We start from the raw sequence: 24,553 nt of genomic DNA on the forward strand, positions 1-24,553 counted from the left end.
ACATCTGCTAGCGTGCGGCCATGGATATGATCCCTTCCGACAACGATACCGCTACGCCCTTGACGCCGACGCCGGTCGCCGCACCGGGTGCTACGCCGATGATCGAACAGTTCATCGAGATCAAGGCGGCGAACCCGGATTCGCTGCTGTTCTACCGCATGGGCGATTTCTACGAGCTGTTCTTCGACGATGCCGAGAAGGCGAGCCGGGCGCTGGGCATCGTCTTGACCAAGCGCGGCAAGCACCAGGGCCTCGACATTCCGATGTGCGGCGTGCCGGTGCATGCCGCCGACGACTATCTGCAGAAGCTGATCGGCCAGGGTTTTCGCGTCGCCGTCTGCGAGCAGATCGAGGATCCGGCCGAGGCGAAAAAACGCGGCGGCAAATCGGTGGTGCGCCGCGACGTGGTGCGGCTGGTGACACCCGGCACCATCACCGAGGACAAATTGCTGGCGCCATCGGAATCGAGCTTCCTGATGGCGCTGGGGCGGGTCAAGGGGGGGGCCGAGCATTCCTTTGCGTTGGCCTGGATCGAGATATCGACGGGGGCTTTTCGTGTTGCCGAGACGACGGCCGACCGGCTGCTGGCCGATGTGTTCCGCGTCGACCCACGCGAGCTGATCGTCGCCGAACCGGTGTTTTACGACCCGGAGCTGAAGCCGGTGTTCGACGTGCTTGGCCGCGTTGCCAACCCGCAGCCGCCGTCTCTGTTCGATTCGGCGTCTGCCGCGGGGCGCATCGCCCGCTTCTTCGAGGTGGCGACGCCGGACAGCTTTGGCGCCTTTTCGCGCGCCGAGCTGTCGGCGATCTCCGGCGCCATCGCCTATGTCGAGAAGACGCAGAAGGCCGAGCGGCCGCCGCTGTCGCGGCCGGAGCGCGAGGAGCAAGGGTCGACGCTGTTCATCGACCCGGCGACGCGCGCCAATCTGGAACTCTTACGCACGCTGTCCGGCAGCCGCGACGGCTCGCTGTTCAAGGCGATCGACCGCACGGTGACCGGCGGCGGGGCCAGGCTGTTGGCCGACCGGCTGATGGCGCCGCTGACCGACCCCACGCACATTACGGCGCGGCTGGACTCGGTGTCGTTCTTCCGCACGGAAACGCGGCTGTGCCAGGCGGTGCGGGCGAGCCTGAAGAGCGTCGCCGACATGCCGCGCGCTTTGTCCAGGCTGGCGCTCAACCGCGGCGGACCGCGCGACCTCGGCGCGCTGCGCGCCGGCTTCGAGGCGGCCGGCGCCATTGCCAACCTGTTTGGAGAGACCGCCCTGCCCGGCGAATTGGCAGCAGCGCTGGCGACGATCAAGACGCTGCCGAGCGCGCTGGCCGCGCATCTGACGCAGGCGCTCGGCGACGAATTGCCGTTGCTGAAGCGCGATGGCGGCTTTGTCCGTGCCGGCTACCATGCCGAGCTCGACGAGATGCGGGCGCTGCGCGATGAATCGCGCAAGGTGATCGCCGGGCTGGAGCGCTCGCTGATCGAGGAGACCGGCATCCGCTCGCTGAAAATCCGGCACAACAATGTGCTGGGCTACTATATCGAGGTTACCGCCAACCATCACGCGATCATGACCAGCAGTGATGGGGCCAAGGCGCGCTTCATCCACCGCCAGACCATGGCCAACGCCATGCGCTTCACCACCACCGATCTGGCGGCGCTGGAATCGAAGATCGCCAATGCCGCCGACCGGGCGCTGAGCGTCGAGCTAGCCGCTTTCGACACGCTGACGGCGGAAGCGGTCGGCCAGGCCGATGCTATCCGCGCCGGAGCCGAGGCGCTTGCCGTGCTCGACGTGTCGGCGGCACTCGCGCTGCTTTCCGAGAGCGAGGCCTGGTGCCGGCCGATTGTCGACGCCAGCCTTGCCTTCGACATCTCCGGCGGACGCCACCCGGTGGTCGAGCAGTCGCTGCGGCATTCAGGCGACGGGCCATTCGTCGCCAATGATTGCGACCTGTCGCCGGAAGGCGGCACGAAAAACGGCGCGATCTGGCTGCTGACCGGCCCCAATATGGGCGGTAAGTCGACCTTCCTGCGGCAGAACGCGCTGATCGCCATCCTTGCCCAGACCGGCTCGTTCGTGCCGGCGACATCGGCTCATATCGGCGTCGTCGACCGGCTGTTTTCGCGTGTCGGCGCCTCGGACGATCTGGCGCGCGGCCGCTCGACCTTCATGGTCGAGATGGTCGAGACGGCGGCGATCCTCAACCAGGCCGGCGAACGGGCGCTGGTCATCCTCGACGAAATCGGCCGCGGCACTGCAACCTTCGACGGCCTGTCGATCGCCTGGGCGGCGGTCGAATATCTGCACGAAAAGAACCGCTGCCGGGCGATCTTCGCCACCCATTTCCACGAGATGACGGCGCTGGCCGGAAAGCTGGCGCGGCTGCACAACGTCACCATGCGGGTCAAGGAATGGGAAGGCGACGTCGTCTTCCTGCACGAGGTCGGCAAGGGTGCCGCCGACCGCTCCTACGGCGTACAGGTGGCGCGGCTGGCCGGCCTGCCGGAAGCGGTGGTCGGTCGGGCCAAGGAAGTGCTGCACCAGCTGGAAGCAGGCGAAGTCTCAGGCAAGGCGAACCGGCTGGTCGACGATTTGCCGCTGTTTTCGGTGGCGGCGAGGCGGGAAGCGCCGAAGCCGGTGAAGAACGATGCGCTGGGTGCGGCGCTCGGCGACATCAACCCCGACGAGATGACGCCGCGCGAGGCGCTGGAAGTGCTTTACCGGCTGAAGGGGCTGGCAGGGAAGCCATAGCTTCATTGACCCTCTTGACGTGATTGTACCGATCAGTACAATGCTCACCATCACCTCTATTGATGGGAGAACGCCATGAGCCGTCCGCCGCTGCCGCCCTTTTCCGCCGAGACGGCGGCGCAAAAAGCGCGGCTTGCCGAAGATGCCTGGAACAGCCGCGACCCGGAGCGGGTGTCGCTCGCCTATACCGAGGATAGCGTCTGGCGCAATCGCGCCGAATTCGTCGCCGGGCGGCCGCAGATCGTCGATTTCCTGACGCGCAAATGGGCACGCGAGCTCGACTACCGCCTCATCAAGGAGGTCTGGGCCTTTACCGACAACCGCATTGCCGTGCGCTTCGCATATGAGTGGCGTGACGACAGCGGCCACTGGTTCCGCTCCTACGGCAATGAAAACTGGGAGTTCGACGCAGCCGGACTGATGCGCCGGCGCCTGGCCAGCATCAACGACCTGCCTATCGCCGAGAGCGAACGAAAATATCACTGGCCGCTCGGCCGCCGACCCGACGATCATCCAAGCCTGTCCGAACTCGGACTGTAAGACACTTATGCGCAGGATGGCGCCCGATCGTGCCGATTTGCTCTCCATCATCGGAGAGGTCTTTCGCGAGCACGGTTATGAAGGGGCCAGCCTGGCGCTGATCGGCGAAGCGACGGGGCTCGGCAAGGGCAGCCTCTATCATTTCTTTCCTGGAGGGAAGCAAGAGATGGCGGCGGCCGTCATCGCCCATATCGACGGCTGGTTCGAGGAGAATGTCTTCGTGCCGTTGCAGGACAAGGCTGATCCGCATGCCGGCATCGAGCGCATGCTGGAGGCGACCGACAACTATTTCCGCTCTGGCCGCCGCGTGTGCCTGATCGGCGCGTTCGCACTGGACGATGCGCGCGACCTTTTTGCCAAGGCAATCAAAAGCTATTTCGGCCGCTGGGTGGCGCATCTCTCGGAAGCGCTGACGCGCGCCGGACACAGCCAGGCCAGGGCAGACGAACTTGCCGAAGAGACCGTCGCCGCCATACAAGGCGCGCTCACGCTGGCACGCGCCTTCGACGACACGGCGGTGTTTTCGCGCGCGTTGCAACGAGCGCGGGCGGCGCTCGGCTAGCGTTACAAAGGTTCGAAATGGAAGGCTGTTTTGGTACGGGAAACCCTACCGACGCCCGGTGAATCGAGATGGGCGCCCGCGACGTAGCAGCCTTTGCCAGCGGCAAGGGCAAGCATCTGCAGCCTGGTTTTCCTCGCCTGCTCCTGGTCGGCGTCGAATTCCCACGTGATCTCCGGGTGGTCGAATTGAAGCGATGGCACATGTACGATGTCGCCCCAGATCAACAGGGTTTCGCCTCCGCTCACAAGGCGAAAGCAGGTGTGGCCGACTTCATGGCCGGGCGTGGCAATCGTATCGACGTCAGCACTGAGGCGCTGTCCAGCGTCGAGAGGCTGGGCGCGATCGTGGAAGCGTTCCAGCCTCACCACCTCATGAAACATGCCGAGCTCAAGTCGCGGGACCATCAGGCGCGAGAGCTGCGGGAAGCCGTCGCTGCCATCGACAGCGACAAGTCCGTGTATATGGTCGAGATGGGTGTGGGTGAAGGCAACAGTGCGTACCCGGTCGACCGCGATCTTCGCCTCGCGCAGCGCAGCGGGCAGATGCCCCATTGTCGGGTGCCAGGCATTCGCAGACCCTGTGTCGATCACCGTGATGTCGTCGCCGTCATCGATGGCAAAGGCGTTGACCGATAGCCTGAGCGCGCCGTCGACGAGCGGCACCTGCGAGGGCAGATCATCGCCGAACGGCCGGTCTCCGGGCTGGCGCAGCCGCCTGACTGGCATGTCGACATAACCGTCGCGCAGCGACGTGACCGTCGTCGTTCCGATTTTGTAGGTGGTGTGACGAGGCCCGGCTGAAATTCGTTCCAATGCTTGTTCTCTGTCCTTTTTCGAAAACCGCTTCCTCTAGATCATCTCCAGCCCGCGCTTGCGGGTCGGCGGCGGGAAGGCGCGATCGAGGTCAGCGAGGTCTTCGCCGGTAAGCTTGATGTCGAGTGCGGCGACGTTCTGACGGACATGCTCCTGGCGGCTGGCCTTCGGAATGGCGATGACGCCGTCCTGCTGCATAACCCAGGCAAGCGCGATCTGTGCGGCCGTAGCGTTGTGGCGGGCGGCGATGGCCTCCAGCCTGGCATTGCGCGCCAGGGCGCCCTGCTCGACCGGCGAATAGGCCATCAGCGGAATGCCGCGCTGCCGGCTCCACGGCGCGAGGTCGAATTCGGGGCCGCGCCGCGACAGATTGTATAGCACCTGATTGGTCTGGACATTGCCGCCGGCCGGCAATCCGGCCAGCTCCTCCATCTCGTCGGTGTCGAAATTGCTGACGCCCCAGTGGCGGATCTTGCCAGCTTTCTTCAGCGCCTCAAACGCCTCGACTGTTTGCGCCAGAGGCACGCTGCCCGGCCAATGCAGGAGGTAGAGATCGATGCGGTCGGTGCGCATGCGCCTGAGGCTTTTCTCGCAAGCCGCCGGCACGCCGCTGCGCGAGGCATTGGACGGCAGCACCTTGGAGACGAGAAAGAGTTCGTCACGGCGTCCGGCAATGGCTTCCGCCACCACCTCCTCGGCGCCGCCGCTGGCATACATTTCGGCGGTGTCGATCAGCGTCATGCCGAGGTCGAGCCCGAGCTTCAGGGCGTTGACTTCATCGGCACGCCGACGGGCATCCTCGCCCATCTTCCAGGTGCCCTGGCCGAGCACCTGAACGGCTTCGCCAGAGGGAAGTTTGGTGGTTCTTATCGTTGAGGGCATTGCATGCTCCAGTCGAGGCCGGAGACCATCATAGCCAGCGGGAGAAATCCGGAAAGCATCTTCACCGGATTCTCCATCACCGTGGCAGATGTCTTACTGCACCGGGTGAGCGGTGAGCCAGCTTTGCATCAGCTTGATCTCGGCTTCCTGCGCGGCGATGACGCCTTCGGCCAGCTTGCGGATTTCCGGATCCTTGCCGTTGGCAAGCTCGACCTTGGCCATGTCGATCGCCCCCTGATGATGCGGGATCATGCCCCTAACAAAATCGACATCGGCATCGCCAGAATATTCGATCATCATGTCGGTATGCATCTTGTCCATCGCAGCCTTATAGCCATCGGTCGAAGGACCTTCCGCGCCCATCGCCATACCGGCCATGTCATGTTTTACCTCCTCCGATTGCGCCGGGATGCTTTCGAGGAAAACGGCAAGCAGCATTCCCGCCGCCATCAGCAAAAGCACGATCTTTTTAGCCAAGGTCATTCATGGTCTCCTGTTGATTGGGTTTTCGTATTTGGGGGTTGAGTTCAGAGTTTCAACGTCCTGAGCCGCAATGCGTTGGCGATGACCGAGACCGAGGACAGGCTCATCGCCGCCGCGGCCAGCATCGGCGACAGCAACGTTCCGGTCAGCGGATAGAGCACGCCGGCAGCCACCGGTACGCCCAACACATTGTAAAGGAAGGCGAAAAACAGGTTCTGGCGGATGTTGCGGATCGTCGCCTGGGCAAGCCGGCGGGCGCGGACGATGCCGTTCAGGTCGCCCTTGACCAGCGTGATCCCGGCGCTTTCGACCGCGACATCGGCGCCGGTGCCCATGGCGATGCCGACATCGGCGGCGGCAAGTGCGGGCGCATCGTTGACACCGTCGCCGGCCATGGCAACGCCGGCGCCTTTGGCGCGCAGTTCCTCGACGAGGGCTGCCTTCTGTTCCGGCAGCAGACCGGCGCGCACCTCGTCGATGCCGAGCTTGCTCGCAATGGCTCTCGCCGTGCGCTCATTGTCGCCGGTCGCCATGATGATCCTCAGCCCACTGTCATGCAGTGCCTTGATCGCCTCGGCCGTCGTTGCCTTGACCGGGTCGGCGACGGCAACGATGCCGGCCAGTTTGTTCTCCACGGCAACAAACATCGCGGTCTTGCCTTCGGCCTGCAGCGCTTCGGCCTTGGCTGACACCGACCCGATGTCGATGCCGAGATCGGCCATCATTGCCGCGTTGCCGAGCGCGACCAGCTTGCCCGACACCGTGCCGGAAACGCCCTTGCCGGTGACCGCCTCGAAACCGCCGGCATCGGCGATCTTCAGGCCGCGTTCGCCGGCGCCCTCGACGATCGCCTCTGCCAGCGGATGCTCGGAGCCTTTTTCCAGTGCTGCGGCGAGTGCCAGCAATTCATCTTCCACCATGCCTTCGACAGCGACGACATCGGTCAATCGCGGTCGGCCTTCGGTCAGTGTGCCGGTCTTGTCGACGATCAGCGTGTTGACGGAGGCAAAGCGCTCGAGCGCCGCCGCTTCCTTGATCAGCACGCCGGCATGCGCCCCGCGCCCGGTGGCGGTCATGATCGACATCGGCGTCGCCAGACCCAGCGCGCACGGGCAGGCGATGATCAGCACCGACACCGCCGAGACGATGGCGAAGATCAGGCTGGGCTCGGGGCCGAGAAACGCCCAGGCGGTGAAAGCGACGAGCGCGACCAGCACGACGACGGGAACGAAGTAGAAGGAGACGCGGTCGGCCAGCCCCTGGATCGGCGCCCGCGACCGCTGCGCCTTGGCGACCAGTTCGACAATGCGGGCCAGCGTCGTCTCGGCGCCAACCTTCTCGGCGCGCATGATCAGCGAACCGTATTTGTTGAGCGTGCCGCCGGTCAACGCGTCGCCTTGGGTCTTTTCGACCGGCAGCGGCTCGCCTGTGATCATCGATTCGTCGATGGCAGAGCGGCCCTCCAGCACGATGCCGTCGACCGGAACGGCGTCGCCAGGGCGGATGCGCAGCCGGTCACCCGCCTTGACCGCGTCGAGCGGCACGTCATTTTCGGCACCGTCCGCGCCTATCAGCCGCGCCGTCTTCGGCGCCAGATCGAGCAGCGCGCGGATCGCCGAACCAGTTTGCTCGCGAGCCCGCAGCTCCAGCACCTGGCCAAGGAACACCAGCGCCACGATGACGGCGGCCGCCTCGAAATAGACCGGGACAGTGCCGTCATGACCGCGGAACTGGTGCGGAAAAATGTCCGGAAACAGCGTGGCGACGAGGCTGTAGAGATAGGCCGCGCCGACGCCGAGCGAGATCAACGTCCACATGTTGGGACTGCGGTTGACGACCGAGTCCCAGCCGCGATGGAAGAAGGGTAGCGCCGCCCACAGCACCACCGGGCTCGCCAACGCCAGCTCCAGCCAGACCATCGATCGTTCATCGATAAAGCTTGCGAAGGTTAGGCCGAACATCGGCGCCATGGCGACGATCAGCAAAGGCACCGACAGGATGGCACTGACCCAGAGACGCCGGGTGAAGTCGACAAGCTCCGGGTTCGGCCCCTCATCGCCGGTCGGCACTCCCATCGGCTCCAGCGCCATGCCGCAGATCGGGCAGGATCCGGGCTTGTCGCGGATGATTTCGGGATGCATTGGGCAGGTGTATTGCGTGCCTTTCGGCATCGCCTTCGGTTCTGGCCGGTCGCCAAGATATTTTGCCGGCTCCGCCTCGAACTTCGCCTTGCAGCCGGCCGAGCAGAAATAGAAATCCTGGCTCTCATGCCGCAAAGAATGCTTGGCCGTGGCAGGGTCGACGCTCATGCCGCAGACCGGATCGCGAGCCACAGTGGCCGCGACAGGTGCAGCATGCTTTGCCGAGCAGCAGCCGGCAGCGGCGTGCGCGTGATGGTCATGGTCGGAATGCGCCATTGAAAAAATGCCTTTGTGTCTCGATGCTGGTGCAGAGGTAGTGCTTCCAGTAACTGGAAGGTCAAGGGCTGATTTTCGACTTTTCTTGTGGCGGCGGTTGTCGGACTACCGTAGACAACGCGTCCGTCCGCCCCATACCCAGCACCGCGAAAACGCGCTATAGACGCCGCCGAAAAGGCAAGGCCAACCCGCGCATATGGCAAAAATCTCTCTGAAGCTCGATGAACTGATCGACGGCGAAGCCTTGCGCCGCGAGATGACCGCACTCACTGCGGCGACCGCAGGCGACGGTTCGGGGCAGGTGGTGCGCAGTGGCATTCTCCAGCTTCTCAAGGGCCGGCTCGCCGATGGCCGCAAAACAGCCGAGGCCATGCTGCGGGATGACGGCAGCGGCAATGCCTGCGCCGCCAGGCTGTCGCATGTCATGGACGAGATCATCCGCGCGCTCTACGATTTTGCTGCGACCCATGTCTATCGGGTGAAAAACCCCTCGACGGCCGAACGCATGGCCGTCGTCGCCGTCGGCGGCTATGGCCGTGGCACGCTGGCGCCGGGGTCCGACATCGACCTGTTGTTCCTGCTGCCCTACAAGCAGACGCCGTGGGGCGAGCAGACCGTCGAATACATGCTCTATATGCTGTGGGACCTTGGGCTGAAAGTCGGCCACGCCACCCGCAATATCGACGAATGCGTCAGGCTGTCACGCACCGACATCACCATCCGCACCTCGATCCTGGAAGCGCGCTTCCTGTGGGGTGAGCAAAAACTCTATGACGAGCTGTTGCTGCGCTTCGACCACGAGGTGGTGCGCACCACCGGGCCTGAATATGTGCAGGCCAAGCTGGCCGAGCGCGATGAGCGCCACGCCAAGGCCGGCGAAAGCCGCTACCTCGTCGAACCCAACGTCAAGGATGGCAAGGGCGGCCTGCGCGACCTGCAGACGCTGTTCTGGATCGGCAAATATTTCTACCGGGTGCGCACCGGCGAGGAGCTGGTCGACAAGGGCGTCTTCACGGAAGGCGAATACCGGGAATTCCAGAAGGCCGAGGATTTCCTGTGGGCGGTGCGCTGCCACATGCATTTCCTCACCGGCAAGCCTGAGGAGAGGCTGCATTTCGACATCCAGCGTGAGATCGCCGAACGGCTGGGCTACACCACCCATCCGGGCCTGTCGGCGGTCGAGCGCTTCATGAAGCACTACTTCCTCGTCGCCAAGGATGTCGGCGACCTGACCCGCATCTTCTGCGCCGCGCTCGAGGAGGAGCAGGCCAAGCATGTGCCGGGCTTCAACCGTATCTTCCTGACTTTCTCCAGGCGCAAGCGCAAGCTGGCCGGCACCTCCGATTTCATTGTCGACAATCACCGCATCAACATTGCCGACGACACTGTGTTCGAGCGCGACCCGGTCAATCTGCTCAGGCTGTTCTGGTTTGCCGACAAGCATGGGCTGGAATTCCATCCCGACGCGCTGAAGCTGCTGACCCGTTCGCTCGGCCTGGTCAACAAGTCGCTGCGGCGCGATGAGGAAGCCAACCGGCTGTTCCTCGACATCTTGACCTCGGACCGCAACGCCGAGCTCAACCTGCGGCGCATGAACGAGGCCGGATTGCTGGGCAGGCTGATCCCGGATTTCGGCAAGATCGTCGCCATGATGCAGTTCTCGATGTACCACCACTACACGGTGGACGAGCACCTGATCCGCTGCATCGGCGTGCTGGCCGAGATCGAGCGCGGCGACGGCGAAAAAATCCATCCGCTTTCCCACACGCTGATGCCGGGGCTGAAGAAGAGCCGCGAGGCGCTCTATGTCGCGGTGCTGCTGCACGACATCGCCAAGGGACGGCTGGAGGACCATTCCGAAGCCGGCGCCCGCATCGCGCGGCGCATCTGCCCGCATATGGGACTGTCGCCGGCCGACACCGAAACCGTCGCCTGGTTGGTCGAGAACCACCTCGTCATGTCGATGACGGCGCAGACCCGCGATCTCAACGACCGCAAGACGATCGAGGATTTTGCCGCGATCGTGCAGTCGGTCGAACGGCTGAAGCTGCTGCTCATCCTCACCGTCTGCGACATCAGAGGCGTCGGGCCGGGCGTCTGGAACGGCTGGAAAGGCCAGTTGCTGCGCACGCTCTACTACGAAACCGAACTGCTGTTGACCGGCGGGTTTTCGGAAGTGTCGCGCGCGACGCGCACGGCGGCTGCCCGCGAGCGACTGGCCGAGGCGCTGTCCGCTTGGCCGGAAAAGGCTCGCAAGCGCTATGTCGGCCAGCATTACGAGAACTATTTGCTGACGGTCGATCTCCCCGACCAGCTTCGCCATGCCGAATTCATTCGCGAGGCGGATGTGGCCGGCAAGAAGCTCGCGACCATGGTCAAGACCCACCAGTTCGAGGGGGTGACCGAGATCACCGTGCTGGCGCAGGACCATCCGCGCCTGCTCTCGGTCATCGCCGGTGCCTGTGCGGGAGCCGGCGGCAACATCGTCGATGCGCAGATCTTCACCACCTCCGATGGCCGGGCGCTGGACACCATCCTGATCTCGCGGGAGTTCGACCGCGACGAGGATGAGCGCCGCCGCGCCGAGCGCGTCGGCAAGCTGATCGAGGACGTGCTGTCGGGCAAGAGCTGGCTGCCGGAGATGATCGAGAAGCGCACCAAGCCGCGGCGCGGCGCCAAAGTGTTCAAAATTCCGCCGCGCGCCGAAATCCGCAACACGCTGTCGAACCGGTTCTCGGTGATCGAGGTCGAGGGGCTGGACCGGCCGGGCCTGCTGTCCGAGATCACCGGCGCGCTGTCCGATCTGTCGCTCGACATCGCCTCGGCCCACATCACCACGTTTGGCGAAAAGGTCATCGACACCTTCTATGTCACCGACCTGACCGGCCAGAAGATCGACAGCCCGGCGCGCATTACGGCCATCCACAACCGGCTGATCGCGGCGCTTGAAGGCATCGCGCCCGAGCGCGGCGGCAAGGCCAAGGCGGCCGCCGAGTGATCGTCACCATCACTTTGTCCCAATCCCACAGGCAGTCTTCACCCGCATGAGCCTTGTCAGAAAATTCGCGACGGTCGCTTCCGGCACGCTGATGAGCCGTGCGCTCGGTTTTGGCCGCGAGATGCTGATGGCCGCCGCACTCGGCACCGGGCCGATCGCCGACGCCTTCAACGCCGCCTTCCAGTTTCCCAACACCTTTCGCCGGCTGTTCGCCGAAGGCGCCTTCAACGCCGCCTTCGTGCCGCTGTTTGCGAAGGAGATCGAAACCCACGGCACCGAGGGCGCCAAGCGCTTTTCGGAAGAAGTGTTCGGCGTGCTGTTTACCGCACTTTTGGCGCTGACCATTGCCATGGAACTGGCGATGCCGCTGATCGTGCGTTACCTGGTGGCGCCCGGCTTTGCCGACACGCCGGGAAAATTCGAGATGACGGTCACGCTTGCGACCATCATGTTCCCCTACCTGATCTGCATGTCGCTCGGTGCCATGATGGCCGGCATGCTGAACTCGCTGCGCCGCTACTTTGCCGCCGCGGTGGCGCCGGTGTTCCTGAACGTCATCCTGATCGGCGTGCTCGGCTATTCCTGGTACAAGGGGTTGGATGCCCGCGCGGTCGGTTTTGGCCTGTCCTGGGGCGTGCTGGCGGCGGGGCTGGTGCAATTGGCGATCGTCTGGGTGGCGGTGCGCCATGCCGGCATATCGATCGGCTTTCGCCGGCCGAAGATGACGCCCAGCGTCAAGCGGCTGTTGATCCTGGCGCTGCCGGCGGCGATTACCGGCGGCATCACCCAGATCAACCAGCTGATCGGCACGGCGATCGCCTCGGCGCAGGACAGCGCGGTCTCCTCGCTCGCCTACGCCGACCGCATCTATCAATTGCCGCTCGGCGTCGTCGGCGTCGCTGTCGCCATCGTGCTGTTGCCGGAACTGTCGCGGGCGCTGAAATCGGGCAATCTGATCGAGGCGGCCAATCTGCAGAACCGCTCGGTCGAATTCACGCTGTTCCTGACCTTGCCGGCGGCCGCCGCACTTTGGGTGATGTCCGAGCCGATCGTGCGGCTGGTCTATGAGCGCGGCGCCTTTGCCGCCAACCACTCTACACCGACCGTGGCAGCGATCCTGGCGATCTTCGGCCTCGGCCTGCCGGCCTTCGTGCTGATCAAGGCGTTCACCCCCGGCTATTTCGCCCGCGAGGACACCCGCACGCCAATGATCTTCGCCGCCATCTCGGTGGCGGTGAACGTCACCACGGCGCTGACGCTGTTTCCGTCGATGGGCGCGCCGGGCATCGCGGTGGCTTCGGCAGTCGCCGGCTGGGTCAACGCGATGATGCTGCTTGCCGTGCTGATCCGGCGCGGCCATTGGGGCCGCGACGTGCCGCTGATGAAACGCATTCCAAGGCTGGCGCTGTCGGCGGCGGTGATGGGCGTCGCGCTCTATTTTGCCGAGCACTGGTTCGCGGTCAGGCTCGGCCCCGGCTCGCCGCTGGTGATCAAGGCGGCGACGCTGCTGTCGCTGGTTGCCGGCGGTGCGGCGCTCTATTTCGCCACCGCTTTCGCCACCGGCGGCGCCGATTTCGGCATGATCCGGCGCAATGCCATGCGGGGCGCCGCGAAGGCACCGCCCTCCGCCGCAAAATCCGATCTCGACGAATAGGTCCCGCAACCTCACGGCGAAGGCGGTCTTGATCAGATCGCCGCCTTCGTCCATAAGCGCGCCGTCGAAAGACTTTCGCCGCGCGCGAAACGGCCCTCCACAAGCCAAGGGAACAAAAATGACCGCCTTCAAGCCACTCGTTTTTTCCGGGGTACAGCCGACCGGCAATCTGCATCTCGGCAACTATCTCGGCGCCATCAAGAAATTCGTCGCGCTGCAGGACACCTCCGACTGCATCTATTGCGTCGTCGACCTGCATTCGCTGACCGCCCAGCTCGTCCATGAAGATCTCGCCGACCAGACGCGTTCGATCACCGCGGCGTTTCTGGCCTCCGGCATCGACCCGAAGAAGCACATCGTCTTCAACCAGTCGCGGGTGATGCAGCATGCCGAGCTCGCCTGGGTCTTCAATTGCGTGGCGCGCATCGGCTGGATGAACCGCATGACGCAGTTCAAGGACAAGGCCGGCAAGGACCGCGAGAATGCCTCGCTCGGCCTGCTCGCCTATCCCTCGCTGATGGCGGCCGACATCCTCGTCTACCGTGCCACTCATGTGCCGGTGGGCGACGACCAGAAGCAGCATCTGGAGCTGACCCGCGACATCGCGCAAAAATTCAACAATGACTTTTCGGACCGGATCGCCGGCCTTGGCGTCGGCGTCGAGATGCAAATCGGCGAGGAGACGGTGAACGGCTATTTCCCGCTGACGGAGCCGATCATTGGTGGACCGGCGGCGCGCATCATGTCGTTGCGCGACGGCTCGAAGAAGATGTCGAAGTCGGACCCGTCGGACCTGTCGCGCATCAATTTGACCGACGATGCCGACACCATTTCGAAGAAGATCCGCAAGGCCAAGACTGACCCGGAAGCGTTGCCAAGCGAGCTGGACGGTCTAGCCACAAGGCCCGAGGCGGAGAACCTGGTCGGTATCTACGCCGGCCTCGCCGAGATCTCGAAGGCCGACGTGCTGAAGGCGTTCGGCGGCCAGCAGTTTTCCGTGTTCAAGCCGGCGCTCGCCGACCTGGCGGTGGAGAAGCTGGCGCCGATTGCCGGCGAGATGCGCCGCATTTCCGATGACCGCGCCTATGTCGACGCGGTGCTGAAGGATGGCGGCGAACGCGCCGGCGTGTTGGCCGAGGCGACGATGAAGACCGTGCGCGACATTATCGGCCTGCTGCAGGGCTGATCTGCATTGACTTGACCTGCACCAACACCAGAACACCGGCCGGCCGCTTGCAGCCAGCCTGTGCGGGTGGCAGATTGCGGACCGAAACCATCGACAGGTAGAATATGGTCTCCAAACGCCTTAGTCGCGAAGCCGGCCATCGCCGCAAGTTCCTGGCGATCATCGACGACACGCCGGAATGCGAGCGCGCCGTCGCCTACGCCTCGAAGCGGGCGCAGAGCACCAGCGGCGTGCTGGTGCTGCTCTATGTGATCGAGCCTGACGATTTCCAGCACTGGCTGGGCGTCGAAAAGATCATGCGCGAGGAGGCCAACGCCACGGCGCGTACCGCGCTCGACAGCTACGCCAACAAGGTACGCCAGAAGCTCGGCATCGAGCCGGAACTGGTGGTGCGCGAAGGCAAGCCGACCGAAGAAATCCACAAGCTGATCGAGGAAGACCAGGACATCGCCATCCTGGTGCTGGCGGCCGGCGCGGGCAAGGAAGGCCCAGGACCGCTGGTCGGCGCCGTCGCCGGCAAGGGCGCCGCTTTCCCGATCCCCGTCACCGTGGTGCCGCAGAACCTGTCAGATGAGGAGATCGACAGCCTCGCCTGAGGTGTGCTGATATTCAGGTGAGGCCAGCCTGCAAATGGCGGCTTCCTGTGCTTCCGGTGCTCACGTGCTTCAAGTACGCTCCGCTCCGGTTCTCGGAAGCCGCCATTCTCGGCGTGGCCTGACCCGAATCTCAACACACCTCAAAGTGCGTTGCAGAGCGCGCAAAAACATTCCGCCAGCCAGCCCATTCCGGCGACGCGTTTCGCTTGAATGTCCAGCCAATAGAGCCTATTTAGAACTATTCCAAACTAGCTGCCCGGCATGGGCACGGAGACGGCCATGTTCATCCAGACCGAATCGACACCAAACCCGGCAACCCTGAAGTTCCTGCCCGGCAAGGAAGTGCTTCTCGAAGGCACAGCCGATTTCCGCGATGCGGACAGTGCGGCAATCGCTTCGCCGCTGGCCGGACGGCTGTTCGAGATCCCCGGCGTGACCGGTGTGTTCTTCGGCTATGATTTCATCACCGTGACCAAGGACGGCCCCGACTGGCAGCATTTGAAGCCGGCAATCCTCGGCGCCATCATGGAGCATTTCATGTCGGGCGCGCCCGTCATGGCCAAGGCCGGACCCGCCGCCGAGACTAGCCAGACCGGCGAGTTCTACGACAAGGCCGACGAGGAACTGGTCATCACCATCAAGGAGCTGCTCGACACCAGGGTGCGCCCGGCCGTTGCCCAGGATGGCGGCGACATCACCTTCCGCGGCTTCGAGAACGGCACCGTGTTCCTGCATATGAAGGGCGCCTGCGCCGGCTGCCCATCTTCGACGGCGACGCTGAAGCACGGCATCCAGAACCTGCTCCGCCATTTCGTGCCGGAAGTGCAGGCGGTCGAACAGGTTTCTTAAGACCCTTTGTTTCTTACGCAATTCCGGACGGAAAACCGCTGCACACTTTTCCTGGAATTGCTCCAATCACCTTCGAGCAGACAACAAAAAACCGGGCCGAATTGCCCGGTTTTCTGTTTGGGACGTCCGTTGTTGCCTAGACGGTCCGCGTACGAAGGTAATCTTCTACTTTGACCAAGATCTTGCCCGAAAACCGGTTTCCACTTTTCGCTTACGCGGACCTCCGGTTCGGGATCATGGTCCTACATCACAATGACCTTGGCGCCGACCGAGGCGCGGTCATAGAGGTCGATAATGTCCTGGTTCATCAGCCGGATGCAGCCTGACGACATTGCCTTGCCGATCGAGTTCCACTCCGGGCTGCCATGCAGGCGGTAGCCCATGTCGCCGCCCTTGTTGAACAGGTACATGGCGCGTGCGCCGAGCGGGTTCTTCAGGCCAGGCTCCATGCCATCGGCAAACTTGGCCAGTTCCGGCTGGCGCTGAATCATCTGCTTCGGCGGCGTCCAGGTCGGCCATTCGCGCTTCAGCGCGATGTGGGCGGTGCCGTGCCATTCAAAGCCTTCGCGGCCGACGCCGATGCCGTAGCGTATCGCCCGGCCGTCGCCCTCGACGAAGTACAGGAACTTGTTCTGCGTATCGACGATGATGGTGCCCGGCTTTTCCGAGGTGTCGTAGTTGACCTCCTGCCGGTGATACTTCAGCGGCACCTTTTCGATCGGGATGCGCGGCAATTGATAGCCGGCATCGGTGACTGCGCCGTAGTTGTTGGTGAACAGCTGCGCACCGATGGTGCTGCAACCCGAGATCGCGGTCGACAACGCAAGAGCGGCAACGATTGCAAGTGACTTCATGCGCATGAAAATGTCCGATGCCCGACCCTGATGTAGCGGCACGAGTCGGCCGCTTTTGTCAGGAACATTCATGCTGGCATTTGCTTTGCTTGCCAAGCGCGCGATGCCCATATGCAAGAGCTTACGTGCCGGTAAGCTCACAACTATGGCATTTTGGCAACAGGCCTCACAGGATTGTGAAGGAAATTCAATGGGTGGTCCCGCCAGACACCTGAGAATTGAGGAACCACTATGAATGTCGGTGGTGCCGCGCAACGTTCCGGACTGCCGGCCAAGACCATCCGCTACTACGAAGAGATCGGCCTGATCGCGCCGGCGCGATCAGGCAATGGCTACCGCGATTAATTCAGGCGACGACATCCATCGACTGGCCTTTTTGCGCCGCGCCCCGCAATCTCGGCTTTTCAATCGACGATTGCCGCCAGCTGATGGCGCTCTACCAGGACCGCAGCTGCGCCAGCCACGACGTGCGCGAAATCGCCGCCGCCCATGTCAGCGCCATCGAGGAAAAGGTGCGCGAATTGCAGCCGATGCGCGTGACCTTACAAAAACGGATCCACGCCTGCCACGGCGACGACAGGCCGGATTGTCCGATTTTGGACGATATGGCGGGGGCGGTGTTGCTCAACGAAAAAGGTGCTTCGGCATCGGCATAGGACCGCGTCGACGCGTCTGAGCACCGCCGATTGACTTAATTGCGCAATTGCTAATATGCCTATAGTTTAATCAACGCGGGGGGCGGCCCAACCCCAACCCGCAGTGGCCGGTGCGGCCTCCGCACCCCCGAGGTAAACCGCACCGGCCATTACCCTAAAGATTGGATTGGTGGAGTAGGCTGGCAAACCCAACGCCTTCGCCGGAGCAGAGTCGTCGACGAACCGACGCGTAGATGTTGGAATCAAAACCCGAGAGCGACTGCCACCTTCACTTCCCAGCAAAAGAACGCGCACGATAGTTGCGACGCCTGCTGAAACCATAGTTCTCCTCCCCCAAGAGTAGGAACTTCCATAGCGCAAACGGCCCACTTCTCGGAAGGCGAGCCGCTGCATGAAGCCTTAGCGCGCGCCAACCGTATATGACAATTGACTAAAATGCGGAACGTCCAATGGACATTCGCGGAACCAAAGCGGTAACGTCAGACCTTTGCGGGTAGAGCGCAAGACTTTAGCCCCCTGCCGTCTCCTAGTGAAGAACGGAAGCTGATCGGCACGACACAGGGTCGCTCCGGGATCAATACCAGACTGGACCCAGCCGAGTATGGTGCGATCACGGAAGGTCGAACCGGAGCCGGGTTTGTCAAGTATTTAAAGACGCGCCGTTCATCCGGTGGAACGGTACGGGACCGGTTCGGCCGTGATTGATTGTCCACTAGGTGCGAAGCTGCGCCTTCGCTTCCAAGGCGGCTTCAACAAAGCGATCAAGCTCGTCTGGCTGCATCGAAAAGCTGTATGATTCTGACGACGTATTGAGAGCCAAACGGAGTATTCGTTCGCCTTCATCATGCTCGTAGATTTTGAATGAGAAGGTGAAGTAGCGGCCCTTAACGTCTAACCGCTTAATGAGCTTGGCCGACCAGAACCGCCGCCAACTCCTTGCCAGTGATACAAACAAGCCCACCGTCCTCGTTCGGAGATTGAACCTAACGATCGGCGGTGGGGTCTGTCAAATATACAATCGCCGCTACAGAAGGGGTTCAAACCGTGAACAAACTCTGGCATGATGCCGGCCATGCCGATCATTTCCCCGATTCCGCTCAACCCTCTGATCGATGGCCGCCAATCGGAACGCGCCATGCTGGTGCGGCGCGGCGTGCAGCGGCTGCTCATGCAAATGGGCATGCATGTGCTGCCGGAACTGTCGCTGGCCACCGGCCGCCGCGCCGACCTCGTGGCGCTGACCCGCCAGGGCGACATCTGGATCATCGAGATCAAGTCGTCGATCGAGGATTTCAGGGTCGACCGCAAATGGCCCGACTACCGGTTGCATTCCGACCGCTTCTTTTTCGCCACCCATCCCGGCGTGCCCGCCGAGATCTTCCCGGAGGAATGCGGTTTCATTCTCTCCGACGGTTACGGCGCCGAGATCATGCGCGATGCGCCGGAGCACCGCATGGCGGCCGCAACGCGCAAGGCGCTGATGCTGCGGATTGCGCGGGCCGGTGCGTCGCGGCTGCTGGCGGCGGAACTCGCCGGCGTTTCGGTGCCGGCGCTGGAGGGTGAGAGCGAATAGGTTTCATGCTGTCTCCAGCCGTGATCCCAACCACCGCAACTAAATCCGGCCTTCTCCGTTAGATCAATGTCGGTTCAGTCTGCCTTCGAGCCAAGGTCCGCTCGTAAGATACCTGCCGGCAGGTTTTCTTCGCTCGTAGGAACGGAACTGCTTTTGAAACGACCTGCTCTGACGCGAACACTGCTGGAATACGCTATCCTCGCGACCCTGATCGGGATGGCAATATGGTTCGGTCTTTCGTATTTTCCATCCGCCTATAGCTGGATGTGACGCCAGCACCCGACGCGAAAGGCCCACCTTGCAGGAGTGAGCAGGTTTCGCTGCCGATATCCGCCGCACTGGCCGATGCTCCGCCGCCTGCCGATAACCGCGAAAAATATTTTATCCCGCACCGATGATTTCCGCTCCCCTGCGCTGTCCTGATCAATAGGCGCTGGATGGTCCAGCGGCCGGAAAGCGAGGTGATCCATGCGATCGTTACAAGGTCAAAATGTCGTCGTCGTCGGAGGCAGCCGGGGTGTCGGCCGCTCAATCGTGGAGGCAGCACTTGGCGAGGGCGCGACGGTGCTTGCCGTTGCCCGCGGCGCAGCCGCCCTGAAAGAACTCTCCTGGGAAAGACCCGGCGTGAAGACTCTTGCGGTCGACGCGACGAAGGAGGTCGCGCCCGAAGTGGTTTTCGACACGTTTGCGCCGGATGTGCTGGTGATCTGCGCAGGCGCCCTTGCACCCTCCACGCCTTTGCAGGAGCAGAGCTGGGAGGTCTTCTCCGCAAACTGGGAAACTGACGTCAAGGCGGCATTCCTGTTCTGCAAGGCTGCGCTCAACGATCCGCTCAAACCGGGGACCCGAATTGTGCTGATCTCCAGTGGCGCAGCCTTGAGCGGCGGACCACCGTTCGCCGGCGGCTATGCCGGCGCAAAACGCATGCAGATGTTCCTGGCCGGTCATTGCCAGAAGGAATCGGATCGGCTTGGACTGGGCCTGCGCTTCATGGCGCTCGCACCGGCTCGCATCATGCCAGGGACCGGCGTCGGCGATGCCGGCCTCGATGGCTTTGCTGCGTATCTGGGCATCCAGCCTGCAGAAATCCTCGCCAGCATGACCGACATGCAGACGCCGGCCGATGTGGGACGCGCGGTGGTCGCGCTCGCCACCGGGAAATCGGAAGGAAGTTCCTTCACGGTCAGCGGCAGCGGACTTGCGGCAGCGGCCTGAGGCGCTCAGGATGCAAGGCAATTTCAGCACCGCAGGCTGCCTATGACAGATGCTCCTGGCCCTGTTGAGCCACTGGGCCGACCGATCCTCGATCGGCCGGCCTTCGAGCGTCTCACGGCTGCCCACCGCCGCGAGCTCAAGCTCCATTGCTACCGGATGATGGGTTCGCTGCACGAGGCGGACGACCTTGTCCAGGATACGTTTCTGCGGGCCTGGCGCGGGCGGGCGCAGTTCGACGCGCGCGGCTCGCTGCGCGGCTGGCTCTACACGATCGCCACCAACAGCTGCCTCAACGCGCTCAAGGCGAGGTCGACGGCGCAGCGCCTTCTCCAGCAGCCCGAACGGTCGCCCTCGCGCGGACCGGCCACAGGCGGGCCGGCGCCAGAGCTCACCTGGCTGGAGCCCTATCCGGACGCGGAGCTTCCGGACCTCGTTGACGGCGAGCCCGGTCCGGAAGCGCGCTATGAAACGCGCGAGGCCGTGCAACTGGCCTTCGTCGCCGCGATCCAGCTGCTGCCACCCAGGCAGCGGGCCGCCCTTTTGCTGTGCGACGTGCTGGGGTGGTCGGCGCTCGAGACGGCACAATTGCTCGGCGGGTCGACCGCGTCGATCAACAGCGCCCTGCAGCGGGCTCGCGCGACGCTTGGCGCGCGATATCCTCGGGGACGTCCCCTGCATCGATCGCAGCCCAGCCGCCAGGAGGCGCTGCTGCTCGAACGCTACATGCGGGCCTGGCAGGCCGCCAGTCTCGACGGCTTGATCGAACTGCTGCGCGAGGATGCCAGCTATCACATGCCGCCGTGGCGGGACTGGTACCAGGGACGCGAGGCAATCCGAGGTTTCTTCGAGACCGTCTGGGGCAATTTCACCGGCTACCATGCTGTCGCCACCGGCGCCAACGGCCAGCCCGCGGTTGCGGTCTACGCGCGCCGCCACGGGGATTTCGTGTGGCGAGCCCAGTCCCTGCACGTCATCGAGCCTGCCGACGACAGGATCGCCTTGCTGACGGTCTATGTCGGTCCGCTCGGCCAAGACTTGTTTACGGCCTTCGGCCTGCCGCTTGTCTGGCCTAATCCTCGTCGGTAGCCTCGCCCGCGGCCGGCGCCAGGAGCAGCATGGCGGCGCCGAGGAGGGCGGCGATGAAGGAGCCGGCGAGGATGCCGACCTTGACCGCGTCCTGCAGCGCCAAATCATTGGCGAAGGCGAGCAGGCCGATGAACAGGCTCATGGTGAAGCCGATGCCGCACAGCAGCGAAATGCCCACCATGTGCAACCAGCCGGCGTTGGCCGGCAGGTCGGCGACACCAAGGCGGATGGCAATCGCGGAGGAGCCGAAGACGCCGACCAGCTTGCCGGCGACGAGGCCGGCGGCGACGCCGAGCGTCAGCGGCTCGACCAGGGCGGCAGCGCTCAAGCCGGCGAGCGAAACACCGGCATTGGCAAAGCCAAAGATCGGGATGACGAAGAAGGGCACTAGTCTGTGCAGGCCGTGCTCGAGCCGATGCAGCGGCGAATGGTCGAGGTCATGGCCGCTGCCGGGGAAAACCTTGAGCGGGATAGTCAGCGCCAGCGCCACGCCGGCCAGTGTGGCGTGCACCCCTGATTTCAGCACCAGCACCCACAAAACAATGCCGAGCACGATATAGGGCAGCAAGATGAGTACACGCATGCGGTTGAGCACGACGAGCACGGCGATGACGGCGAAGGCAGCGCCGAGATAGGCGAGCGACAGGCCGTTGGTGTAGAAGATGGCGATGATGATGACGGCGCCGAGATCGTCGATGATGGCAAGCGCGGTGAGGAAGATTTTCAGCGACGCCGGCACGCGGCTGCCGAGCAGCGACAGCACGCCAAGCGCAAAGGCGATGTCGGTGGCGGTCGGGATCGCCCAGCCGGAGAGTGCTGCTGAATTGTTGCGGTTGATGGCGACATAGACCAGGGCCGGCACAACCATGCCGCCGGCTGCCGCAACGCCCGGCAGGACACGCCGCGGCCAGGTCGAGAGCTGGCCATCGAGCATCTCTCGCTTGATCTCCAGGCCGACCAGCAGGAAAAACACCGCCATCAGCCCGTCATTGATCCAGTGCGAGACGCTGAGCGGCCCGACATAGGCATGGAGAGCGGCAAAGTAGGTCTCGGCCAGCGGCGAATTGGCGACGATCAGGGCGAGCGCCGCGGCCACCATCAGAACGATGCCGCCGGCCGCCTCGCCATCGAGGAACTCGCGAAGGATGGATTTTGGCCGCTCGTCGCGCATGTGTTCTCCGTTGCCGGGTCGGCGTTGTTGGCGATGATGCGCAGGCGCCGCTGTCGACGCAAGGCGCCTGTTTCACGTCGCAGATCGCAAACCTTGGAGACTGGCTGAAACGTTTATCACTTCGTCATTCTATGGCGGAGCAAGGAGCGAAGCGACGCGGCGCAGACCATAGAATCCATGCCGGGGCCCCCGAGCGCCGCTTCGGTACAGAATTCTGCTCCGTGGCACTCCACGGCTGACGTCGCGGCATGGATCCTAGGGTCTGCGCTCCGCTTCGCGTCGCTCCGCCCTAGGATGACGACACTGGTCTCAGCGCGGTGCGCGCTTGGCCAGTATCCGCTGCAGCGTGCGGCGATGCATGTTGAGGCGGCGCGCGGTTTCCGAGACGTTGCGGTCGCACATTTCGTAGACGCGCTGGATGTGTTCCCAGCGCACGCGGTCGGCCGACATCGGATTTTCGGGCGGCGCGGCGCGTTCGCCGGCGGTGCGGGTGAGTGCTGCAAAAATGTCGTCGGCATCGGCCGGCTTCGACAGATAGTCGATGGCGCCGAGCTTGACCGCCGTCACCGCGGTGGCGATGTTGCCATAGCCGGTGAGGATGATGGCGCGGGCGTCGTCGCGCTTCTCGCGGATGGCGGCAACGACATCGAGACCGTTGCCGTCGCCGAGCCGCATGTCGACCACCGCATAGGCGGGCGGATTGGCGCGCGCCTTGGCCACCGCCTCCTCGACGCTCTCGGCGGTGTCGACCACGAAACCCCTGGTTTCCATGGCGCGGGCAAGGCGCGTGAGGAATGGCTTGTCGTCGTCGACGATCAGCAGCGAGGTGTCCTCGCCCTCAACCATTGCACCAATTGTCTCGTCGCCTGTCATCGTCTTTGAAAATCCTGCTGCCTTAATTTTACGCAGATATCGTTCCGAAGCGCCATTGTCCAATTTACGCTGTATCAAACATGCTGGCCGAAGCCGATTCAGGATTGAGGAAGACGCTGCGCGGCCACGCTATATGCACGACGGCGCCCTCGCCCAGCCCGCTCGAATTGCGGAAATCGAGCGTAGCACCCGAGCGTTCGAGCAAGGTCTTGGCGATGAAAAGCCCGAGGCCGAGGCCGCCGCCAGCCTCGGTGCCCTGGCGCGTCGACATATAGGGCTCGCCGATGCGGTCAATGATTTCGGGCGGAAAGCCCGGCCCGTCGTCGATGATCGAGAAGGTGACAGCAGCCTCGTCCCAATCCCAGCGCACGGTGACGGTCTTGCGGGCGAAATCGACGGCATTCTCGACGAGATTGCCGAGGCCGTAGATGACGCCGGGATTACGCTGGCCGACCGGTTCCGGGCCGATGCGCTCGCCCGGCCGCAGTTTGATCGAAATGCCGAAATCGCGGTGTGGGGCGGTCACCTCCTCGACCAGCGAGGTCAGCGGCAGCCGGGAAAGATGCGCCTCGCCTTCCGATGACAGGCTGGTCAGGCGCTTGAGTATTTCGCGGCAGCGCTCGCTCTGCGAACGCAGCAGCGTCACGTCCTCACGGTATTTCGGGTCATTGCCAAGCGCCTTTTCCATCTCCTTGGCGACCAGCGTAATGGTGGCGAGCGGCGTGCCAAGCTCGTGTGCGGCGGCGGCGGCGAGACCGTCGAGAGCCGACAGATGCTGCTCGCGCTGCAGCACCAGCTCGGTGGCGGCGAGCGCGTTGGCGAGCAGGCGGGCTTCCTCGGCGACGCGGAAGGCGTAGATCGCGGTGAAGGCGATCGAGGAAAACACGGCCATCCAGATGCCGGCGACATAGACGAACGGCATCGCCAGCGGCACGTCCTCGTGCCAGGGCAGCGGCGAATGGAAGAAGACAAGCAGGCTCGCCGCCGCGATCACCAGTGCGCCGAGGACGGCGGTAAGGCGCAGCGGCAGCGACGCCGCCGAGATGACGACCGGCACGGTCAGCAGCACCGAAAACGGATTGGTGAGGCCGCCGGTCATGTAGAGCAGGCCGGCAAGCTGCAGGCTGTCGAAGGTCAGGATGCCGAACGCCGAGAGCGGGGTCAGCCGATGCGCCGCCGGATAGCGGAAGGTCAAGAGCAGGTTCATCCAGGCCGAGCAGGCGATCAGCGCAAAGCAGATGCTGACCGGCAGCGGGAATTTCAAGCCGTAGGCGACGACAAGCACCGCCAGGCTCTGACCGACGATGGCCAGCCAGCGCAGCCGGATCAGTGTGTTGAGGCGCAGCCGCTGGCTTTGCTGGAAGTCGGGTGTGCGCAGGATCTTGATCATCGCCAA

The 24,553-nt window shown here is 63.7% G+C and carries 20 protein-coding genes and 1 pseudogene; 12 read left to right on the forward strand and 9 right to left on the reverse strand.

The genetic code is table 11. From position 1 onward, the window contains the following. Window positions 1–20: 20 nt before the first annotated feature. The 3 genes from mutS to AC1DXN_RS09320 all read left to right on the forward strand — a co-directional run bounded on the left by mutS (window position 21) and on the right by AC1DXN_RS09320 (window position 3,852). A complete protein-coding gene (gene mutS / locus AC1DXN_RS09310) occupies window positions 21–2,750 on the forward strand; it encodes a DNA mismatch repair protein MutS (protein ID WP_477275664.1) in 2,730 nt (909 codons plus the stop codon). 75 nt (window positions 2,751–2,825) lie between these two features. Next, window positions 2,826–3,290 (forward strand): nuclear transport factor 2 family protein, encoded by a 465-nt coding sequence (locus AC1DXN_RS09315; RefSeq protein WP_477275666.1) that lies wholly within the window; start codon window positions 2,826–2,828, stop codon window positions 3,288–3,290. Between the two features lie 7 nt (window positions 3,291–3,297). Beyond that, on the forward strand, window positions 3,298–3,852 hold the full coding sequence (locus tag AC1DXN_RS09320) for a TetR/AcrR family transcriptional regulator (protein WP_477275668.1): 555 nt from the start codon (window positions 3,298–3,300) through the stop codon (window positions 3,850–3,852). Between the two features lie 2 nt (window positions 3,853–3,854). On the opposite strand, the gene AC1DXN_RS09325 is transcribed toward AC1DXN_RS09320, so the two are convergent. The 4 genes from AC1DXN_RS09325 to AC1DXN_RS09340 form a co-directional block, all read right to left on the reverse strand. Further along, entirely contained in the window at window positions 3,855–4,664 is an 810-nt protein-coding gene (locus AC1DXN_RS09325) for an MBL fold metallo-hydrolase (RefSeq protein WP_477275670.1), read from the reverse strand. Between the two features lie 36 nt (window positions 4,665–4,700). Next, window positions 4,701–5,546 (reverse strand): aldo/keto reductase, encoded by an 846-nt coding sequence (locus AC1DXN_RS09330; RefSeq protein WP_477275672.1) that lies wholly within the window; start codon window positions 5,544–5,546, stop codon window positions 4,701–4,703. A gap of 93 nt (window positions 5,547–5,639) precedes the next feature. Continuing rightward, window positions 5,640–6,029 (reverse strand): CopM family metallochaperone, encoded by a 390-nt coding sequence (gene copM, locus AC1DXN_RS09335; RefSeq protein ID WP_477275675.1) that lies wholly within the window; start codon window positions 6,027–6,029, stop codon window positions 5,640–5,642. 44 nt (window positions 6,030–6,073) lie between these two features. Then, complete coding sequence (locus tag AC1DXN_RS09340) at window positions 6,074–8,446, reverse strand: heavy metal translocating P-type ATPase (protein WP_477241275.1); 2,373 nt, start codon at window positions 8,444–8,446, stop codon at window positions 6,074–6,076. A 196-nt stretch (window positions 8,447–8,642) separates the two neighbouring features. Here AC1DXN_RS09340 and AC1DXN_RS09345 point away from each other — a divergent pair, with 196 nt between their 5' ends. The 5 genes from AC1DXN_RS09345 to AC1DXN_RS09365 all read left to right on the forward strand — a co-directional run bounded on the left by AC1DXN_RS09345 (window position 8,643) and on the right by AC1DXN_RS09365 (window position 15,729). Then, complete coding sequence (locus AC1DXN_RS09345; protein ID WP_477275678.1) at window positions 8,643–11,444, forward strand: [protein-PII] uridylyltransferase; 2,802 nt, start codon at window positions 8,643–8,645, stop codon at window positions 11,442–11,444. Window positions 11,445–11,490: 46 nt separating this feature from the next. Continuing rightward, the gene (gene murJ / locus AC1DXN_RS09350) at window positions 11,491–13,098 is read left to right on the forward strand and encodes a murein biosynthesis integral membrane protein MurJ (RefSeq protein WP_477275680.1); all 1,608 of its coding nucleotides are present in this window, start codon (window positions 11,491–11,493) and stop codon (window positions 13,096–13,098) included. 118 nt (window positions 13,099–13,216) lie between these two features. Then, a complete protein-coding gene (gene trpS, locus AC1DXN_RS09355; RefSeq protein WP_477241269.1) occupies window positions 13,217–14,284 on the forward strand; it encodes a tryptophan--tRNA ligase in 1,068 nt (355 codons plus the stop codon). Between the two features lie 104 nt (window positions 14,285–14,388). Further along, window positions 14,389–14,880 (forward strand): universal stress protein, encoded by a 492-nt coding sequence (locus AC1DXN_RS09360; protein ID WP_477241267.1) that lies wholly within the window; start codon window positions 14,389–14,391, stop codon window positions 14,878–14,880. A 279-nt stretch (window positions 14,881–15,159) separates the two neighbouring features. After that, window positions 15,160–15,729 carry a NifU family protein gene (locus tag AC1DXN_RS09365; RefSeq protein WP_477241265.1) on the forward strand — a complete coding sequence of 190 codons (570 nt, stop codon included), beginning with the start codon at window positions 15,160–15,162 and terminating at the stop codon, window positions 15,727–15,729. Window positions 15,730–15,971: 242 nt separating this feature from the next. Here AC1DXN_RS09365 and AC1DXN_RS09370 read toward each other — a convergent pair whose 3' ends face one another. After that, a complete protein-coding gene (locus AC1DXN_RS09370; protein WP_477275682.1) occupies window positions 15,972–16,589 on the reverse strand; it encodes a L,D-transpeptidase in 618 nt (205 codons plus the stop codon). A 225-nt stretch (window positions 16,590–16,814) separates the two neighbouring features. On the opposite strand from AC1DXN_RS09370, the pseudogene cueR reads away from it, so the two are divergent. Continuing rightward, window positions 16,815–17,239 (forward strand): annotated as a pseudogene (gene cueR / locus AC1DXN_RS09375) (Cu(I)-responsive transcriptional regulator). Window positions 17,240–17,951: 712 nt separating this feature from the next. Here cueR and AC1DXN_RS09380 read toward each other — a convergent pair. Further along, entirely contained in the window at window positions 17,952–18,194 is a 243-nt protein-coding gene (locus AC1DXN_RS09380; protein WP_477275684.1) for a hypothetical protein, read from the reverse strand. 117 nt (window positions 18,195–18,311) lie between these two features. On the opposite strand from AC1DXN_RS09380, the gene AC1DXN_RS09385 reads away from it, so the two are divergent. The 3 genes from AC1DXN_RS09385 (at window position 18,312) to AC1DXN_RS09395 (ending at window position 21,113) form a co-directional block, all read left to right on the forward strand. Further along, window positions 18,312–18,812 carry an MmcB family DNA repair protein gene (locus tag AC1DXN_RS09385; protein ID WP_477241258.1) on the forward strand — a complete coding sequence of 167 codons (501 nt, stop codon included), beginning with the start codon at window positions 18,312–18,314 and terminating at the stop codon, window positions 18,810–18,812. A 468-nt stretch (window positions 18,813–19,280) separates the two neighbouring features. Continuing rightward, window positions 19,281–20,027 (forward strand): SDR family NAD(P)-dependent oxidoreductase, encoded by a 747-nt coding sequence (locus AC1DXN_RS09390; protein WP_477275686.1) that lies wholly within the window; start codon window positions 19,281–19,283, stop codon window positions 20,025–20,027. A 42-nt stretch (window positions 20,028–20,069) separates the two neighbouring features. Beyond that, window positions 20,070–21,113 carry an RNA polymerase subunit sigma-70 gene (locus AC1DXN_RS09395; protein ID WP_477275688.1) on the forward strand — a complete coding sequence of 348 codons (1,044 nt, stop codon included), beginning with the start codon at window positions 20,070–20,072 and terminating at the stop codon, window positions 21,111–21,113. On the opposite strand, the gene nhaA is transcribed toward AC1DXN_RS09395, so the two are convergent. The 3 genes from nhaA to AC1DXN_RS09410 form a co-directional block, all read right to left on the reverse strand. Continuing rightward, entirely contained in the window at window positions 21,097–22,284 is a 1,188-nt protein-coding gene (gene nhaA, locus AC1DXN_RS09400) for a Na+/H+ antiporter NhaA (protein ID WP_477275690.1), read from the reverse strand. The genes AC1DXN_RS09395 and nhaA overlap by 17 nt on opposite strands. Window positions 22,285–22,593: 309 nt before the next feature. Further along, window positions 22,594–23,157 (reverse strand): ActR/PrrA/RegA family redox response regulator transcription factor, encoded by a 564-nt coding sequence (locus AC1DXN_RS09405; protein WP_477275692.1) that lies wholly within the window; start codon window positions 23,155–23,157, stop codon window positions 22,594–22,596. Between the two features lie 64 nt (window positions 23,158–23,221). After that, window positions 23,222–24,547: an ActS/PrrB/RegB family redox-sensitive histidine kinase gene (locus tag AC1DXN_RS09410; protein WP_477275943.1), complete on the reverse strand. Its 1,326-nt coding sequence runs from the start codon at window positions 24,545–24,547 to the stop codon at window positions 23,222–23,224. Window positions 24,548–24,553: the final 6 nt, after the last annotated feature.

Source organism: Mesorhizobium sp. P2_H9, from assembly GCF_056403215.1.

Bases quoted from the DNA above. Each gene is read 5' to 3' on its own strand.
- mutS (WP_477275664.1), top strand. From the start codon at position 21: ATGGATATGATCCCTTCCGACAACGATACCGCTACGCCCTTGACGCCG.
- AC1DXN_RS09315 (WP_477275666.1), top strand. From the start codon at position 2,826: ATGAGCCGTCCGCCGCTGCCGCCCTTTTCCGCCGAGACGGCGGCGCAA.
- AC1DXN_RS09320 (WP_477275668.1), top strand. From the start codon at position 3,298: ATGCGCAGGATGGCGCCCGATCGTGCCGATTTGCTCTCCATCATCGGA.
- AC1DXN_RS09330 (WP_477275672.1), bottom strand. From the start codon at position 5,546: ATGCCCTCAACGATAAGAACCACCAAACTTCCCTCTGGCGAAGCCGTT.
- copM (WP_477275675.1), bottom strand. From the start codon at position 6,029: ATGACCTTGGCTAAAAAGATCGTGCTTTTGCTGATGGCGGCGGGAATG.
- AC1DXN_RS09340 (WP_477241275.1), bottom strand. From the start codon at position 8,446: ATGGCGCATTCCGACCATGACCATCACGCGCACGCCGCTGCCGGCTGC.
- AC1DXN_RS09345 (WP_477275678.1), top strand. From the start codon at position 8,643: ATGGCAAAAATCTCTCTGAAGCTCGATGAACTGATCGACGGCGAAGCC.
- murJ (WP_477275680.1), top strand. From the start codon at position 11,491: ATGAGCCTTGTCAGAAAATTCGCGACGGTCGCTTCCGGCACGCTGATG.
- trpS (WP_477241269.1), top strand. From the start codon at position 13,217: ATGACCGCCTTCAAGCCACTCGTTTTTTCCGGGGTACAGCCGACCGGC.
- AC1DXN_RS09360 (WP_477241267.1), top strand. From the start codon at position 14,389: ATGGTCTCCAAACGCCTTAGTCGCGAAGCCGGCCATCGCCGCAAGTTC.
- AC1DXN_RS09365 (WP_477241265.1), top strand. From the start codon at position 15,160: ATGTTCATCCAGACCGAATCGACACCAAACCCGGCAACCCTGAAGTTC.
- AC1DXN_RS09370 (WP_477275682.1), bottom strand. From the start codon at position 16,589: ATGCGCATGAAGTCACTTGCAATCGTTGCCGCTCTTGCGTTGTCGACC.
- AC1DXN_RS09385 (WP_477241258.1), top strand. From the start codon at position 18,312: ATGCCGATCATTTCCCCGATTCCGCTCAACCCTCTGATCGATGGCCGC.
- AC1DXN_RS09390 (WP_477275686.1), top strand. From the start codon at position 19,281: ATGCGATCGTTACAAGGTCAAAATGTCGTCGTCGTCGGAGGCAGCCGG.
- AC1DXN_RS09395 (WP_477275688.1), top strand. From the start codon at position 20,070: ATGACAGATGCTCCTGGCCCTGTTGAGCCACTGGGCCGACCGATCCTC.
- nhaA (WP_477275690.1), bottom strand. From the start codon at position 22,284: ATGCGCGACGAGCGGCCAAAATCCATCCTTCGCGAGTTCCTCGATGGC.
- AC1DXN_RS09405 (WP_477275692.1), bottom strand. From the start codon at position 23,157: ATGACAGGCGACGAGACAATTGGTGCAATGGTTGAGGGCGAGGACACC.
- AC1DXN_RS09410 (WP_477275943.1), bottom strand. From the start codon at position 24,547: ATGATCAAGATCCTGCGCACACCCGACTTCCAGCAAAGCCAGCGGCTG.